Source organism: Chryseobacterium sp. POE27 (assembly GCF_039727685.1).
In the GTDB taxonomy this organism is placed as follows: Bacteria; Bacteroidota; Bacteroidia; order Flavobacteriales; family Weeksellaceae; genus Chryseobacterium.
Map to the genome: position 1 here is coordinate 2,430,001 of NZ_CP152475.1, position 16,677 is coordinate 2,446,677.

Consider the following 16,677-nt stretch of genomic DNA (forward strand, 5'->3'; position numbering starts at 1 on the left):
CGATTACTAGCGATTCCAGCTTCATAGAGTCGAGTTGCAGACTCCAATCCGAACTGAGACCGGCTTTCGAGATTCGCATCACATCGCTGTGTAGCTGCCCTCTGTACCGGCCATTGTATTACGTGTGTGGCCCAAGGCGTAAGGGCCGTGATGATTTGACGTCATCCCCACCTTCCTCTCTACTTGCGTAGGCAGTCTTACTAGAGTCCTCAACTTAATGGTAGCAACTAGTAACAGGGGTTGCGCTCGTTGCAGGACTTAACCTAACACCTCACGGCACGAGCTGACGACAACCATGCAGCACCTTGAAAATTGTCCGAAGAAAAACCCATTTCTGAGCCTGTCAATTCCCATTTAAGCCTTGGTAAGGTTCCTCGCGTATCATCGAATTAAACCACATAATCCACCGCTTGTGCGGGCCCCCGTCAATTCCTTTGAGTTTCATTCTTGCGAACGTACTCCCCAGGTGGCTAACTTATCACTTTCGCTTAGTCTCTGAACCCGAAAGCCCAAAAACGAGTTAGCATCGTTTACGGCGTGGACTACCAGGGTATCTAATCCTGTTCGCTCCCCACGCTTTCGTCCATCAGCGTCAGTTAAGACATAGTGACCTGCCTTCGCAATTGGTGTTCTAAGTAATATCTATGCATTTCACCGCTACACTACTTATTCCAGCCACTTCTACCTTACTCAAGACCCGCAGTATCAATGGCAGTTTCACAGTTAAGCTGTGAGATTTCACCACTGACTTACGGATCCGCCTACGGACCCTTTAAACCCAATAAATCCGGATAACGCTTGCACCCTCCGTATTACCGCGGCTGCTGGCACGGAGTTAGCCGGTGCTTATTCGTACAGTACCTTCAGCTATCTACACGTAGATAGGTTTATCCCTGTACAAAAGAAGTTTACAACCCATAGGGCCGTCGTCCTTCACGCGGGATGGCTGGATCAGGCGCTAACCCATTGTCCAATATTCCTCACTGCTGCCTCCCGTAGGAGTCTGGTCCGTGTCTCAGTACCAGTGTGGGGGATCACCCTCTCAGGCCCCCCTAAAGATCATCGACTTGGTGAGCCGTTACCTCACCAACTATCTAATCTTGCGCGTGCCCATCTCTATCCACCTCAGTTTTCAATAATAAATGATGCCATCTATTATATTATGGAGTATTAATCTTCCTTTCGAAAGGCTATCCCCCTGATAAAGGCAGGTTGCACACGTGTTCCGCACCCGTACGCCGCTCTCAAGATCCCGAAAGATCTCTACCGCTCAGCTTGCATGTGTTAGGCCTCCCGCTAGCGTTCATCCTGAGCCAGGATCAAACTCTCCATTGTATGTTTGTTCTTGACTCACTCAAAGTTTTTTAACGCTTTAGTTTTTCCTTACTTGGTTGTTATATTGTATGTCAATGATCTTCAAATCTTCCGCTTCATACTCCGCTACTTTCTCTGTCAGTTTCACGCCGTATTTGCGAGTGCAAAAGTAATAAATTATTTCTTATCAGCCAAATGTTTTTTTAAAGAATTTTTAAAGTTTTTTTGATAACCCTAATTTCCTTCAAACATCCGTCAAACCTACCCCTGCGCTCCCGTTTTATCGGGACTGCAAAGATACTAATCTTTTTTTATTCTCACAAATATTTTCTTAAAAAAATTCATGAACTAAATCCGACTTTTAAATGTATCCTTTATTATAAAGTAGTTCTTTTTAATTTATCCGCTCTTCTTAAAAGCTCTTCTGCGCTACCTAATCAACTCTCCGTTTTTCAGTGGGGCAAAAGTAGTACTTTTAAATCTTATAATCCTAATTTAATGTAACATAATATTCATGTTCTATTCACATTTAATGCTAACCAACTGAATACTAAAGAGAATAATTTTAAACAAAAGTTTGATTTTTGAGGTTTTAGGGTATGAGGGGTGGAGGATGTTGGTGTTTCGGGAGTGTGTATGGTTTGTTTTTGTATTTAAGCTCTCGCAGATTTTGCAGATGGCGCAGATGGTGAATTTAAATAGTAAAGGTTTTTTTTATTCTAAAAAAAGAGTTGGAGGGTTTTAAATCATATGTTTTTGAGTGGTGACCGTGAAATCAAGCACCCACAACCTAGCCCGGATAGTAGCGGTTACCCCACAGCGGAGTTGGAGGGTTGGGAAGGAATGGGTTTAGCGGTGGGGAGCATGGGAAGTTGCGGCGCGAGGAGTAAGAGCGAAGAGCCGGATCTAGCTACTGAAAAGAAAAAAGCAAAGTTTTCACTCTGCTTTTTGTTTATTGTAAATGACACTGAGAAATTCGGCGTAAGATTTTTCGAGTCCGATAATATCACCGCTCTTTAAATTAAGCCCTCCGGTACCGGTTTCATCAGCTTTGATTTTTGTGGCTGAAATCTGAAAGTATTGATTCGAACTATTTTCTTTTGGCTGTATTTTAATAGTAGACCCCAAGAGTTTTTTTGTAGAGATCGTGTACACCTGGCCAGGGATCGTCTTTATAACAAGATAAGATCTTGGCGGAATCACATAATCTGTTTTATTGAGAGCGATCTTCTGGTCTTTATCGGAAGAGGCAAATAAATACAGGTTTCCGGTCTGGTCTGTCAATTTATCTTTGGGAAGATAATATAAAGCGAGTTTATAGTTGGCAGGATTGAAGTTTTGTAGTGATCCGTCGACAGTTTCAAAGGGTTTCAATGCAAATGTATTGGCTCCGATTTCTTTTGCCTTTTTATAAATTAAAGAAAAAACATCTGCGTAGTATCTGGAAAATCCCTGAACTTCAATTTCACCCAGATATTCTGCATTTTTTATTTCTTCATTAATTTTATATAGGAATTTGTCTGTGTTTTCATGAGTTTTTTCAACTTTTGTAAGGTACACATTCTGTGCAATAAAAAGCTGTATCATGAATACGAGAGCTGCAATAAGTATTTTTTTCATTATTTATCTTTTGTTTTGAAGAATATCTATACATTCTTCAAGGCTGTTTTCCCAATGTTTGGGTTCTATTTTATAAGTTTCTTCAATTTTATCAAGACACATTGTGCTTCTTTTCGGCCTTTTTGCCGGAGTCGGATATTGTTCTGCCGTTAATTGATTTAATTTAATTTTTGATTTTGAAAGTTCCGCTATTTTTTTTGCAAACTCAAACCATGTCGTTTCAGGATAATTTGAAAAATGGAACACTCCATAAGTTTTTTGAGGAGCTTCAATGATAGTCATGATTGATTCCGCCAAATCATTTGCATTGGTAGGCTGCCCAAACTGATCTCCGACAATTCCCAATTCTTCTTTTTGGGAGAAAAGATTCAGCATGGTTTTAACAAAATTTTTATTGAATTCTGAATACAACCAGGATGTTCTTAGAATAATTGTTTTAGGATTTAAATCTAAAGCCAGTTCCTCCCCTTTTAATTTTGACTCACCATATACTCCTATCGGGCTTGTAAAGTCGTCTTCGGAATAGCAAAGATTAGTTTCCCCGTCAAACACATAATCTGTAGAGACATGAATCATCACTGCATTATGTTCTTTGCAGGCCTCAGCCAGATGAGCAACACCATTTGCATTAACAGCGAAAGCTTTGTCTTTCTCAGTTTCAGCAAGGTCTACCGCGGTAAATGCCGATGCGTTGATACAGAAATCCGGCTTGCAATCGTAAAAATATGTATTTACCTGATCTTCGTCTGTGATATCAAGCATTTGAGAATCTGTAAAAACAAACTCGTAATCCAATTCAAAGTCAGGAGCAATTTTTCTTATACAGTTTCCAAGCTGTCCGTTTCCTCCTATTACCAATATTTTTTTCATTATGAATTTTTTGCGTTCTGTGATCTTAAAAATTTAACTCTGGACTGAAAATCTTTCTGATCCAAATCTACATAGAATTTATTGAACGTTTCTTTAATATCTTCAGGATGTACCTCGGATCTTCTTGTTTTAACATTAAAGTAAATCACCGTAACCCACAATACTGCAAAAATAGTTTTCTCGTCTAAACTTTTCATAAGAATTTCAACCTTTGCCGTTCTGTCCTGAACATCGATGGTTTTGCTGCTGATCACTACTGAGATATTATATCTCACCTCCTTCAAGTATGCTATTTCATTTTGAATAGCAATCCAAGTACATCCCGTTTGCTTGGTATATTCTTCATAAGTAAATCCATAAAATGTTTCCACATGATCTTCTCTGGCGTTGAACATGTAGTCCAGATATTTCACATTATTCAGATGACCAATCGGATCACAATCACTAAACCGCACCTTTACCGTGGTTGATACTTCTTTTTCCATTGTGCAAAAATAAAAAAACCACCCCGATGAGAGATGGTTATTTTATAAATGTTTGTTAATTTCTAAAAATTACTGAACACCAAGTTCTTTCTTTACAGCTGGAGTCGCATCAGGACCTCCTTTGAATACGAAGGCAGAAGAATTTGCATCCATGATGTAATCATAACCGTTTGCTTTAGCAACTTTAGAAACCGCATCGTTAAGTTTTTTCTCGATTGGTTCGTAAGCAGCATCCTGTTTTGCCACGAAATCTTTCTGAGCTTTATCATTCATCTCCTGAATTTCTTGTTGCATTTTTCCTAATTCCGCTTCTCTGGCTTTGTTTTCTTCAGCTGTTTTCTTAGGAGCTTCTTCAGTATATTGCTTTAATTTAGCTTGTCCTGCGTCTGCTTTTTTCTTAATTTCAGCCTGTTTAGTATCTAAGTAAGCTTTAAGATCAGTATCCGCTTTTTTCTTTTCAGGCATTGCATTAAGAACACCTATAACGTCTAAAGTTGCAATTTTTTGAGCTTTTGCCATACCTACCGATACAACCATCATTACCGCTGCAAATAATACACTTAATTTTTTCATAATTGGTAAATAAATAATTTAATTTGTTTTTTAGATCTGTAAATGTAATAAAAGTTAAACTTTTATTTTCTGGTTTTAGTTTTTTCTTTTTTATCAGTATCTTTTAGTAAAATATCCAACACTTTGTCTGAATAATCGAATCGTTTCTGAAGGAAAAGCACGTTATTGCTTGTTTTATCAATTACAATGCCTATTCCGTTTTTCTCAGCCATTGTTTTAATTGCCCCCCAGATCTGATCCTGAAAAGGCTGAACCAGATTTGTTCTCAGTTTCTTAATCTCCCCTGTGGCGCCAAAACGTAAACTTGTAGTGGTTTTGATATTTTTGTCTAAATCCATTACTTCTTTTTCTCTAAGCTTCAGCTGATCTCCTATTAAAAGCACTTTCTCACTTTCAAAAGCAGATCTTTTGCGCTCATATTCCGACTGCAGATTCTGAAGTTCCGACTGCCATGTATCAATCTGTGCATTCAGCCTTGCTTCGGCTTCTTTGTACTGAGGCATTTTATTTAAAATATAATCAGTATCAACAACACCCACTTTCTGTGCATTGCTTAAGCTGAAAATCAAAAATAAAAGGAACGAGAAAACAATTCTAAACTTTTTCATATGATGAATTATAAAGATTGGTTCATCAGGAAGTGTGTCTTCCATCCGGAAGGCTCAGTTCCTGTAACAGTTTTGTCGAATCCGTAAGCGAAGTCAAACCCAATCAATCCAAATGCTCCCATATAAACTCTTACACCGACACCGACTGATCTTTTCAGCTGAAATGGATTGTAACTACCCCAGGAATTCCAAACATTACCTCCTTCAGCGAACGTTAGTGCATAAATTTTTGCGGTCTGGTTCAATGAAATCGGATATCTTAATTCTAACGTAAATCTGTTGTAAATAGTACCTCCACCTGTTGGAGTAATATCTTCGGAAGTTCCTCCATAGGTAGAAGCATTTTCATAACCTCTTAACGGAATCAATTCTCTACCGTCATATCGTCCACCGAAAAGCCCGGTACCACCTACATAGAATCTTTCAAACGGCGGAGCACCAAGTTCTTTGTTGTATCCGTCCATGAATCCCATTTCTGCAGAAGATCTTAGCACCAGTTTTCCAACGATCTCGTTATAGACATCAGCTTTGAACTTCACCTTGTAGAATTCCATCCATTTATATTTTTCCGTAGGACTCATTGTAGAATAATCTTTATTGCTGAACAATGAGTATGGCGGAGTAAATTTTACTGAAAAATCAAGGTTTGAACCCACAGTCGGGAAAATTGGGTCAATCCCCGCAGAGTTTCTGCTCAATCCTAAGTTAATGCTGAAGTTGTTTGCCGTACCATAATTTTCTGTAACTCCTCCGAAATCGAAAGGATAGTTTTTAAAATCATACTTCTGGAACTGAAGCCCTGTGTATAATGAGAAATAATCATCCGGCCACTTTAATAATCTGTTCAATCCTACTGAAGCGGAGAAAATATTCAACTTCTGAGCATCTCCATAAGCATCAGAATACTTTACTCTCGAGTTATTAAGACTCACGGAAAGCGCGGTAGGTCTTGTTCCGAATAACCATGGTTCAGTGAATGAAACTCCATAATTCTGGAAATATTGTCCTGCCTGTGCCTGAAGAGATAATGTCTGTCCATCTCCTTGAGGAACAGGTTTAAAGTCTTTAAATTTAAGGAAATTCTTAAGTGAGAAATTATTGAACGTCAACCCTAATGTCCCGATAAAGCTGTTACCTCCGTAACCTGCCTGTAACTGAACCTGTGATGAACCTTTTTCAACAAGCTTCCATTTGATATCTACCGTGTTATCCTGCTGATTCGGCTGAATATCCTGACCTACCTGCTGAGGATCAAAGAACTGCATTCCTGCTAAATCGAAATATGTTCTTTTGATATCACTTTTGGCAAAAAGATTCCCTGGTTTTGTTCTTAAAGCTCTTAAAATTACATGGTCATGCGTCGTTGTATTCCCTTCCCATGTCACTCTGTTCCAGGTTGCTTTCTCACCTTCATTGATGCGGATTTCAAGATTAATCTTGTCTCCATCTACAGATTTTTCAACAGGAGTTACATTTGAGAAAAGATACCCATTGTTCATGTAAACAGATTTGATGTCAGAGTCGTCTTCTTTACCCCCATCTTCACCTACTTTTTTGTTGAAACCAACAGCATCGTAGATATCTCCTTTTTTATATCCCAGAAGTCTCTGCAAATAATCTGTAGGATACACTGTATTTCCGGTGAATGTAATATCACCGATATAATACTGCTTTCCTTCATTAAGCTTTACATCGATCTCGTAGTTATTTCTTTTGTTTCTCCAAACAGAATCTGAAATAATCTTTGCATCTCTATAACCCAACGAATTATAATAGCTGATTAAATTCTGCTTGTCTTCCTGATATTTATCTTCAATAAATTTTGAAGATTTCAGAATTCCTCCGATACCAAACCTTTTCTGTTTTGTTTCTTTGAAAGCTTTTTTTCTAAGCTTTCTGTCTGTTACAGCCTGGTTTCCTTCAAATTCAATATGATCAATCTTGATTCTTTTTCCTTTATCAACATTAATCGTCCAGTCTACCAGATTTGGGTCACCTGCATTTACTTTCTCCTGGATGGTAATTTTAGCATCTGCAAATCCTTTTTTAACAAAATCTTTCGGAACATTTGTTTTAAGACTTGAAATCAGGTTCTGCGTAATTTTAGTTCCCGGCTTCAGATTGTTGTCTTTAGCCATTTTTTCATTTTTGGATTTTCCGATACCCTTACCGGTAAATTTTACTTCGCCAAGGTCTTTCAGATCCTGCAAATAGAATTTAAGGATAATAGTCTCACCTTCAATACTCTGAACGTACACTTCTACCTCCGAAAAGGATTGGGTATCCCAAAGTTTTTTTACGGCGTTACTAATTTTCTGCCCCGGAATATCTACCGTTTCACCTTTTGCTAATCCTGTAAATCTCAGAATCTGAGCCGGAGTATATTTTTTAACCCCATCTACAACAATGTCTTTCAGTGTGTATGTTCCTGCCTGGTTTTCTGCATGTACAGAATTGCTCACCTTTGTGCTGTCCTGTGGAGTTACCTGTCCATAAAAATGTGCTGAAGCAACAAACATAATGATGGGTAATAGTCTAAACTTCATTTTATCGTAGTCTTTCTTTTCTTAAATTACTGGATTTTTACTTGTTCACCGGTCTTTCCGAATCTTCTTTCTTTGTTTTGATAATCAACAATACACTGAAAGAAAATATCTTTCGTAAAGTCCGGCCACAGAACATCTAAAAACTGCAGTTCTGCATAGGCGATCTGCCAAAGGAGGAAATTACTGATTCTGATCTCGCCGCTGGTTCTTATCAAAAGGTCAACGGGCGGGAAATCTTTAGTATAAAGATAATTTTCGAATAATTTTTCATCAATATCCTCTGCATTAATCTTCCCTTCTTTCACATCTGTACTTATATTTTTCACGGCATTTAGTATTTCATTTTGCGAGCCATAGCTTATGGCCAGTACCAAATTGCCTTTTGTATTTTCTTTTGTAAGCTCTATCACGTTGTTAAGCTGATCTTTAACAAGTGAAGGCAGTTTATCCAGATTACCAATTACATGCATTCTCAAACCTTTACTGAAAATCTCATCCGCTTCCAATAATAAAGTCTCAACGAGTAGATTCATCAAGGTGTTTACTTCTTCTGCGGGACGATTCCAGTTTTCCGAAGAAAAGGTGTAAAGCGTCAGGTACGGAATATGTATTTCATTGCATGCATTAATGGCATTTCTTACTGCATTAATGGCATTCCTGTGACCAAAGGTTCTTTCTTCGCCACGCGATTTTGCCCATCTTCCATTACCATCCATGATAACAGCAACATGCTTTGGTAAATTATCCGGATCTATTTTATCTTTTATCAACGACATATTAATCACAATAACATGGAGGTCTTCCAAACGAATAAGTAAGTCCTAAACTTACCGTATTCATCCAGTCTTTAGACTTTGAATCTCCAATATTTCTTTCTCCCAATAAGGCAGCTTCTCTCTCTTTAGACACCACATAATAGGCATCTGTCTGAAGAAGAGATCCTCCTGTAACAGGGCTTAAGATATCTCCATTATACGTGGAAACCACATCTTTGCTAAGGATTCTGCTATAATCAAGCTGGTCCGTCAGGGTATATCTGAAGGTAGCTTCTGCAAAAATTGCCCAGTTATAATTAAATTTATATTTCAAACCTACTCCAAAAGGAATATTCATGGTAGTTTTTGTCCCTGTAGAGTACACCGGGGTCGTGGTAAAATCAAGCTCATTAACCGGAGCCAGCGCAACACCATCGGCATCTCTTTTGAAATCATTAATGAAGGTAGCTTTCGGAGCATCAAACATTAAAGCACCCACCCCTCCAAAAATATAAGGACTTACCATACTTTTCTGTTCGTTGTTCACAGGAAAGAAGTTATATTCAAAAACCAAACTTGCTTCATACACATTGTTTTTCCCGAATGAATTTCTGTTCTTTCTGTACTCTTCCTTTGCCACTTTGTCACTGAACTGGATCTGGTTGTATCCAAGATCCAATCTTACTGTCTGATGGGGATTAAAATTAAATCTATATAAAATACCACCATAAAACGGAACTCCCCAATCCGACGCTTTACTTAAATCCAATGGCTTTTGTAAAATATAATTCGTTCTCCCTATATCCCCAACTAGGTTACTCATACCTAGACGAACTCCAAGTTCGTTTCTTTGAGCTTTAACACTTACCACAGTTCCTAGGGCGGCAAGGAAGCTAAACAATAATTTTCTATTCATAAAAGAATATGGATTTATGGTTATTTTAAAATTTAATTTTTGCAAATATAAAACTTTTTTATATTAATGATAATCTTAATGTTTAGTTAAAAATAAACAAAAAAACATAATTTGTTATAAAGTAAACGATAAACTCGCTAAATTATTCTTTTTTTAATAGAAATCAACCGGATCATCATATAATAAACCCCCCAATAAATGAGGGCTTAAAAGTATTATTTTTTATTGAATATTTGCCGTACTTTATTTCTAATTCTTATTAACAGTGGTTCTTTGTAATTTTTATCCTCATCAAAATAGCCATAACCGTAGCCGTAGCCGTACCCATAACCATATCCGTAACCCTGTTTACTGCTATAATCATTGTACACAAGTCCCAGATTTTCAGTTTCTCCTTTGTGATATTTCTCTGTAATCATTTTCAGCATATATTTTTCTGTGTATTCATGGCGTACAACGTAAATATTGGCATCCGAATATTTCATCAACTCATAAGAATCTGCAACCAGACCTACCGGCGGAGAATCAATAATGATAAAATCATACAGCTCTTTCAGATCTTCAATAAATTTAATATTTCTTTCACTCATTAAAAGTTCAGAAGGATTTGGCGGAATTGGCCCTGAAGTAGCCACATCAAGATTTGGAATTCTCGTTTTATTAATAATCTTATCCATTTCCACTTCTCCCGTAAGATAATTTGAAATCCCATATTTATTATCAATTCTGAAATCTCCGAAAATTTTCGGCTTCCTGAGATCCATCCCCAAAAGGATTGTTTTTTTATCACTCAAGCCCAGAACTGATGCCAGATTAATAGAAACATACGTTTTACCCTCCCCTCCAATGGATGATGTAACGAGAATGATCTTACTTCCGCCATTCTCTTCCGACAGAAATCTTATATTGGCCCGTATGCCTCTGAATGCCTCAGAGACAGAAGACTTAGGCTGCTCAAGAACCGTAAGCATATTTTCATTGTTATTATTCCCGATCACGCCGAGTAGCGGAATGCGAGTGGCATTCAGCAGTTCTTTGATGTTTCTAATCTTGGTATCGAGTACCTCCCCGATCAGCATAAAGACTAAAGGAATAACGAGTAAACCGCCCATAATCCCTGTTTTTACCACTTTTACATTAGGCCCGATTGCTGCTTGCCCTACATTTTTAGCAGGATCAATTACGGTGATATCCGATTGATTGGCCGCCATTTTCATTTGAGTTTCGTTTTGTCTGGTAAGCAGGCTGTTGTAGGTAGCTTCAATCATATTGTAACCTCTTTCGGCATCCAGATATTTCCTTTGCTTTTCCGGATAGGCATCCAGATCAGAATTGGCATCAGAAACTTTCTGATTAATTTTCTCAATATCCTTATAATATTGCGAATAATAGTTGGTAAGAACTCCGCCGGAATTCATTCTCGCCTCATTGATCAGTTTATTAATTTCAATCATCGGCTCAGAGTTTGGCTTATAAATCAATGCCATTTCACGTCTTTTGAGATATAATGCTTTTAACTCTGAAATAGATGCGGTAAATGCCCCATCCTGAAATCCGGCCGCGCTGGTACTGATCATTTTATCAAAATTTTGAGACGCGAGCGTCTGTTTTATCTGGTTTAATGAAACAATCTTACTTTCCAAATCTGCCTTTTTAGCTTCAAGATCTTTAATTTCATTGAGAGATTTTTCATCTCTGTCTTTGATATCATAGAGCTTTTCGTTGGTTTTCATATCATTCAGGACATTGGCACTTGAATCTAGCTTTTTTCTTATTTTATCAAGATTTTCCTGAAGATAAACCTCCGTATTTCTGTCCACCGTTAATTTATCGGCCTCCCTTTTTTTCTGCAGCTGACTTACAGATTTATTGAGGAAATTAACGGTTCCATTAAGATTATAGCCTTTCTTGGTAATAATCATGATGGTATTGATCTCTTTATCAAAATCAACTGAGATAGTAGAGACAATATCGTTTACCGCGTTATTTACCGTACTTAGCTTGACAATAATATTTTCAAGCCGGATTTTGGGAACAATCGGATTTTTCACCAGTCTGAATCTAAAATTCGGGGAAGTGTACCACTCTCCTACCGAAATAATTTTATTGGCAGCCCTTTCATATGGATCCACCATTGAAAAACCTTCTGTTTCATAGCTGTATAAATTGATTGACTGCCCATCTTCAGGCAAAATTACTTCAAACTTGTCTTCACCTTTTGGAACCAGAGTAAACGGATAATCCATCTGCTGAAGGTGCTTTTTGTCTATCTGAACGAGAATTGGAATATCATCTTTATCCAGATAGGTAGATTTGATGGCTCCCTTTGTAGAATAATTCACAAAAAGACCAAGCTCTTTTACCAAAAATTCGTTGTGAGTTCTGGATAAAAGCATTTTTTTCAGATAAACTCCATCCTGGTTGCCACCGTTATTCCAGATAAGGTTGACAGACTGACTTGGAGTAAAATAACTTGCGGTATTATTCGAAATGCTTAAAGATAAACTAGATGCATAAATATTCTGTGCGTAGTATTTGCTGTACGTCCACGATATTGAATACCCAATAAATAACATCAATACAAACCAATACCAGTTTTTGAGGATTCTTCTTAAAAAATGCTCAATGTCAAACAGTGCGAAAGAACCGTATTTTTCCTTCTTAGAATCTGCCTTCTCTGCAGTAGTATCTTTTCCCGGGATCATGATATTATAGATTTTTAAGAAGAAGATAGATAGACAATGCCGTCGTAATGATCGAAACACCGGTTGTAAGAGTCTGAATAGGATCTTTTCCTAAACCATTCAGGCTTTTTGCTCTCGTATTCAGATAAATTTCGTCTCCGTTCTGTACGTAATAGTATGGTGAGTTCATTACATCTTCTCTGGTGAGATCAATCTTAGCTATTTTAATTCCTTCGGGCAGCTTTCTGTGGATAACAATGTTTTTTTTATCAATAGTTCTGTTTAGGCCGCCATTGATTGAGATCGCTTCAGAAATATTGAGTGTATTTTTATGCGCCACTTTTTCTCCGGTAAGCCCTGTCGTCTCTACGTCTCCTATGATGTAGTAGGTAATTCCGTCGGTATTCAGCCTTACTTCAGATTTTCCTTCCTGAAAATTATCATTAACCTTGGTTTGTATTTCCTGAGCTACATCATCAATGGTTCTTCCTTCAGCTTTAATATAACCGATCCCGAACACATTAATATCTCCGTTGGAATCTACCTTTAATCCGTTAAAATAGAAAACAGCATTTCCTCCTGTTCCCAATCCTCCTCCATTTCCTACACCGCGACTTATCGCAGGCGATGAACTTCCTGTACTTCCGGAAACGGCAGATCCGGAGGTATTCAGCGATGAATAAAACTGGGCTGCATCTCCTTTGGGAGTCGTAACGATATTGAGATTTAAAATATCATTTCTGGTAATCCTGTACACCGGAATATTGTAGGGAACTAGGCCTTCTTCGTTGATCACCAGACTTTCATTCGGCTGCATGTATCGGACATCCTTTGTCGTAATGCAGGACGTCATGATAAAAGGCAGCATTAAAAAAAATAAATACTTATAGTTTTTCATCATATTTGGAAATTAATGCAAAAGTAGAGATTTAATCTTTAGTGTTTTTACTATTTTTTAAAACATAAATAAAATCAGGAATATAAGCTCCTAAAAAGCCGATAAACAGTATAATCAGCAACAGGAGATTGACATTGATATGTCTGAGAAAGTAGGCGATACTGACTACAAAAAGATAATACATAATGATATAAAAAGACGATCTTCTGTGGGTAAGATCAAGCCTTAAAAGCTTGTGATGTATATGATTTTTGTCTGCGTCAAAGGGAGATCTTCCATTAAGTATTCTTACAATTATTACGTTCAGGGTATCGACGATCGGCAGTATAAGAATAGCAACGGCTACGACAGGTGCAGACTGAAGGTGGTATCTTGGAACATCGGGAAGTTTTTTATCAATAAAAATATCAATAAAGCAGATGGAAGTAAATGCCAGCAAAAATCCCAACAGCATGGAACCGGTATCTCCCATGAAAATCTTATTCGTCCGGTAGTTAGAAAGATTAAAATACAGAAAAGCCAAAACCGACCCAATAATAATCACCGACAAAATTACCAAGGGATAATTATACTCTCCCAAACGGTAATAACTAATCCCAAACAGTGCGCTGCAAATCACAGAATATCCTCCCGCAAGCCCGTCGATACCATCAATAAGATTAAAAGCATTGATAAGAATAATAAAGGTGATGATACTGAAAATAACACTTACGAAATATTCAATCTCATAAATTCCGAAAATACCGAAAAGGTTTCTTATCCTGATATCTGAACCGATCACAATAAGCGAAGAAACAACAATCTGTGCCACGAGTTTTTTGTAGGCTCTCATCACTACAATATCATCCATCACGCCTACATACAGCAGAATAACGAGCGAAGCAAACAGGAATTTATAGAGATCAAAAAGCTCATACGCGAAAATAGGAGCACAGATTCCTATCGAATAAAAAATGGCAATTCCACCGAGATTCGCAATTTTCCGTAAATGAGAGCTCCTTATGCCAGGCTCGTCCATCAGATTCTTCCTTCTGGAAATCCTGATAATGGTAGGAACGGAAAAAAAAGTGATTAAAAAAGAAAATAAAAACCCCAATCCTATTTTGATACAAAATATAGGGAGACCGGTGTGGTTGAGGAACAGTTCAAAATTTTTCATCTTTTTTCATTTAAAGCACTGCTTCTCCTGAAGAAATATCCGGAATAAATATGTGTTGTTTTTACTTCCGAAACAGTACTAACATTTGTGTTTACATTAATTTTCTTATCAGTTTTTTCTGTCGGGCAAAAAATAAAAGATAAAATATACTCTTTTTCAAAGGCAAAGATAAAAGATAATTCTTACCAAAACGATTATAATTTAAAATATTTTTCAGCTTTATGTCCCTTTTACTGATGAATTGTTCTAGATTTTCAGACATTCTGTAAAAAACATCATCATCTTTTACAAAAGCGAGATAAGCAATAAAAGAATAAACTCCTTCAAAAATCTGAAAATTTTTAAGCTCTTTCACCCGCACTGCATAAGCCGTTTTACTGAAAAAACCCTCTACATCTTCTATTGCTTTAAAAATATCAAGGCCTTTTTCGGTATGGGTTTTTGTGATGGAATCTGATCTTTCAAGATACTGATAATGGAAATTCTGTGTCTGTGCTATGGTTTTACACATTAATAAAAGCTGCGGGATCAGCTGAATATCTTCGAAATGAACATTTCTTTTAAATCTTTTCCCGTTAAAAAGCTCCGTCCTGAATAATTTATTACAGGCAAAATAACTGATATCGGAAAAAACGGAAAAATTCTTTTCAAGATCGATCTTTTCAGGCATATGGGGAACCTGGGTCAGTTTCTGTATAATCCTTCCTTGCTGATCTACCTTCTGAATATTACAGATCACCATCTCCGCGTCATGCCTTTCGGCCAGCTCAATCATTTCTTCATACATGGAAGGATTTATATAATCATCGCTGTCTACAAATCCGATATAATCTCCGGTAGCCCTGTCGACACCGAAATTCCTGGCATCGCTCAGTCCGCCGTTTTCTTTGTTGAAGGATTTTATTTTATCGGGATATTTCCGGACATAGTCTGCAATGATCTGTGCAGAATTATCTTTACTACCGTCATTTACCACCAGAATTTCAATATTCTGGTAGGTTTGACGGATCACAGAATCGAGGCATTTTGCAAGATATTGCTCTACATTATAAACGGGAATAATGATAGAAATTTTTGAGGGAACTTGTGTCATGAATTAATTTTTCGTCAGTCGTGTGTTTAGCCAGCCTTTTTTAGCTTCATCAAAATCTTTTCTGGAACAGGGGACGCAGTTTTCTATATCTTCATCATCCCCGAAATACCATAGATTACTAAAGGTATCCCTTTTGAAGGTGTACTGCCGGTCATCAATCAGCACATAGAATATTTCATAATGTCTTTCTTTCGGATGCGATCTCTGAATATTAATTCCCTCGATCAGGTACCAGATCATCTGTGCGAGAAGCTGGTGGTTGAGCTGATTTTCAGAATAAATATTATAATTAAAGATTCCTACGGACTTCAGGTTTTCGCTCAATCCGATTTCCTTCATATAGGCACAGATCTCTCTTCGGTTCAGCCCGTTCACCTGGGGATTCATTGAAAAGGCCTCACTGAAGCTTTCCATCGCATCACAGTTTACCGTCACAAGATCCGCTTTTCTGAAAAACGGTTCCGTTTTCTCCGTAGAATTCATCATTTCTGCAAGGCGGATGATATCAAATTCCACTTCCTTGATTAATCTTACGGAATCTGCTTCATTCAAATGTTTCTGATATCCTAAATGATGATAATTTTTAATAGAAAAATTTTTAGACCCGAATATTTTGCTTAAAAAATTATATTCGTCAATCATTTCTCCCTGTTTCAGAGAAATAATATTGCTGATCTGCGTGTAGTTGATATTTTTAGTATGAAAATTCAGGGCTGAAAAAAGGGAAAAGGCAAAATCGTTGGAACCTCCGATGATCACAGGAATGGCTCTTTTGTAATGACAGGCCGACAAGACTTCCTGCAAAATATAGTGAGAATCCTGAACCGTCTTTCCGGAAACCAGATCTCCAAGATCTACGACAGGAATCTCGAAGTCAAGTTGTGACAGTTTATAAAACTCTCTCCTGATACCGGTGAAATCCTGCACCTCAGCATCACCATTCGCTCCTCTGTAATCGGAAACGAACAGCAAAACTATGCTGTCTTCTTTAATATTTTTCGTGATACGATTTCCGATCTGCCAACTTTCTGTCTTGAAATTTCTGGGCGAAATGATAAAATCTTCAAAATCCATGCTTCAATTTTCCTTTTTAATAAGTTCAAAAATATTAAAATAAATTCGAATATTCCTTGTATAATTTCTCAGATCAATTACA

13 protein-coding genes and 1 rRNA gene (1 of these 14 only partly in view) are annotated in these 16,677 nt (G+C 37.4%); all 14 read right to left on the reverse strand.

Going from position 1 to position 16,677, the window contains the following annotated elements:
• Nucleotides 1-1,335, reverse strand: a 16S ribosomal RNA gene (locus AAHI02_RS11460); it reaches 183 nt to the left of the window's first position.
• Between the two features lie 915 nt (nucleotides 1,336-2,250).
• Nucleotides 2,251-2,934, reverse strand: coding sequence for a hypothetical protein (locus AAHI02_RS11465; RefSeq protein ID WP_346983356.1), 684 nt, complete (start codon nucleotides 2,932-2,934; stop codon nucleotides 2,251-2,253).
• Between the two features lie 3 nt (nucleotides 2,935-2,937).
• Nucleotides 2,938-3,804, reverse strand: coding sequence for a dTDP-4-dehydrorhamnose reductase (gene rfbD, locus AAHI02_RS11470; RefSeq protein ID WP_346983357.1), 867 nt, complete (start codon nucleotides 3,802-3,804; stop codon nucleotides 2,938-2,940).
• Nucleotides 3,804-4,289 (reverse strand): acyl-CoA thioesterase, encoded by a 486-nt coding sequence (locus tag AAHI02_RS11475; protein WP_346983358.1) that lies wholly within the window; start codon nucleotides 4,287-4,289, stop codon nucleotides 3,804-3,806. The genes rfbD and AAHI02_RS11475 overlap by 1 nt, the downstream gene beginning before the upstream one ends.
• Before the next feature lie 69 nt (nucleotides 4,290-4,358).
• Nucleotides 4,359-4,862: an OmpH family outer membrane protein gene (locus AAHI02_RS11480; RefSeq protein WP_346983359.1), complete on the reverse strand. Its 504-nt coding sequence runs from the start codon at nucleotides 4,860-4,862 to the stop codon at nucleotides 4,359-4,361.
• 62 nt (nucleotides 4,863-4,924) lie between these two features.
• Nucleotides 4,925-5,470 (reverse strand): OmpH family outer membrane protein, encoded by a 546-nt coding sequence (locus tag AAHI02_RS11485; RefSeq protein ID WP_346983360.1) that lies wholly within the window; start codon nucleotides 5,468-5,470, stop codon nucleotides 4,925-4,927.
• A gap of 8 nt (nucleotides 5,471-5,478) precedes the next feature.
• Complete coding sequence (bamA, locus tag AAHI02_RS11490) at nucleotides 5,479-8,016, reverse strand: outer membrane protein assembly factor BamA (protein ID WP_346983361.1); 2,538 nt, start codon at nucleotides 8,014-8,016, stop codon at nucleotides 5,479-5,481.
• A 26-nt stretch (nucleotides 8,017-8,042) separates the two neighbouring features.
• Nucleotides 8,043-8,792, reverse strand: a complete 750-nt coding sequence (locus AAHI02_RS11495; RefSeq protein WP_346983362.1) for an isoprenyl transferase — start codon at nucleotides 8,790-8,792, stop codon at nucleotides 8,043-8,045.
• A 1-nt stretch (nucleotide 8,793) separates the two neighbouring features.
• Nucleotides 8,794-9,687, reverse strand: coding sequence for a DUF6089 family protein (locus tag AAHI02_RS11500; protein WP_346983363.1), 894 nt, complete (start codon nucleotides 9,685-9,687; stop codon nucleotides 8,794-8,796).
• Nucleotides 9,688-9,902: 215 nt separating this feature from the next.
• On the reverse strand, nucleotides 9,903-12,392 hold the full coding sequence (locus tag AAHI02_RS11505) for a polysaccharide biosynthesis tyrosine autokinase (protein WP_346983364.1): 2,490 nt from the start codon (nucleotides 12,390-12,392) through the stop codon (nucleotides 9,903-9,905).
• Nucleotides 12,393-12,396: 4 nt separating this feature from the next.
• Nucleotides 12,397-13,272, reverse strand: a complete 876-nt coding sequence (locus AAHI02_RS11510) for a polysaccharide biosynthesis/export family protein (RefSeq protein ID WP_346983365.1) — start codon at nucleotides 13,270-13,272, stop codon at nucleotides 12,397-12,399.
• Nucleotides 13,273-13,300: 28 nt separating this feature from the next.
• Nucleotides 13,301-14,428 (reverse strand): MraY family glycosyltransferase, encoded by a 1,128-nt coding sequence (locus AAHI02_RS11515; RefSeq protein WP_346983366.1) that lies wholly within the window; start codon nucleotides 14,426-14,428, stop codon nucleotides 13,301-13,303.
• A 91-nt stretch (nucleotides 14,429-14,519) separates the two neighbouring features.
• Nucleotides 14,520-15,521, reverse strand: a complete 1,002-nt coding sequence (locus AAHI02_RS11520) for a glycosyltransferase family 2 protein (RefSeq protein WP_346983367.1) — start codon at nucleotides 15,519-15,521, stop codon at nucleotides 14,520-14,522.
• Between the two features lie 3 nt (nucleotides 15,522-15,524).
• Entirely contained in the window at nucleotides 15,525-16,595 is a 1,071-nt protein-coding gene (locus AAHI02_RS11525) for a formimidoylglutamase (RefSeq protein WP_346983368.1), read from the reverse strand.
• Nucleotides 16,596-16,677 lie beyond the last annotated feature (82 nt).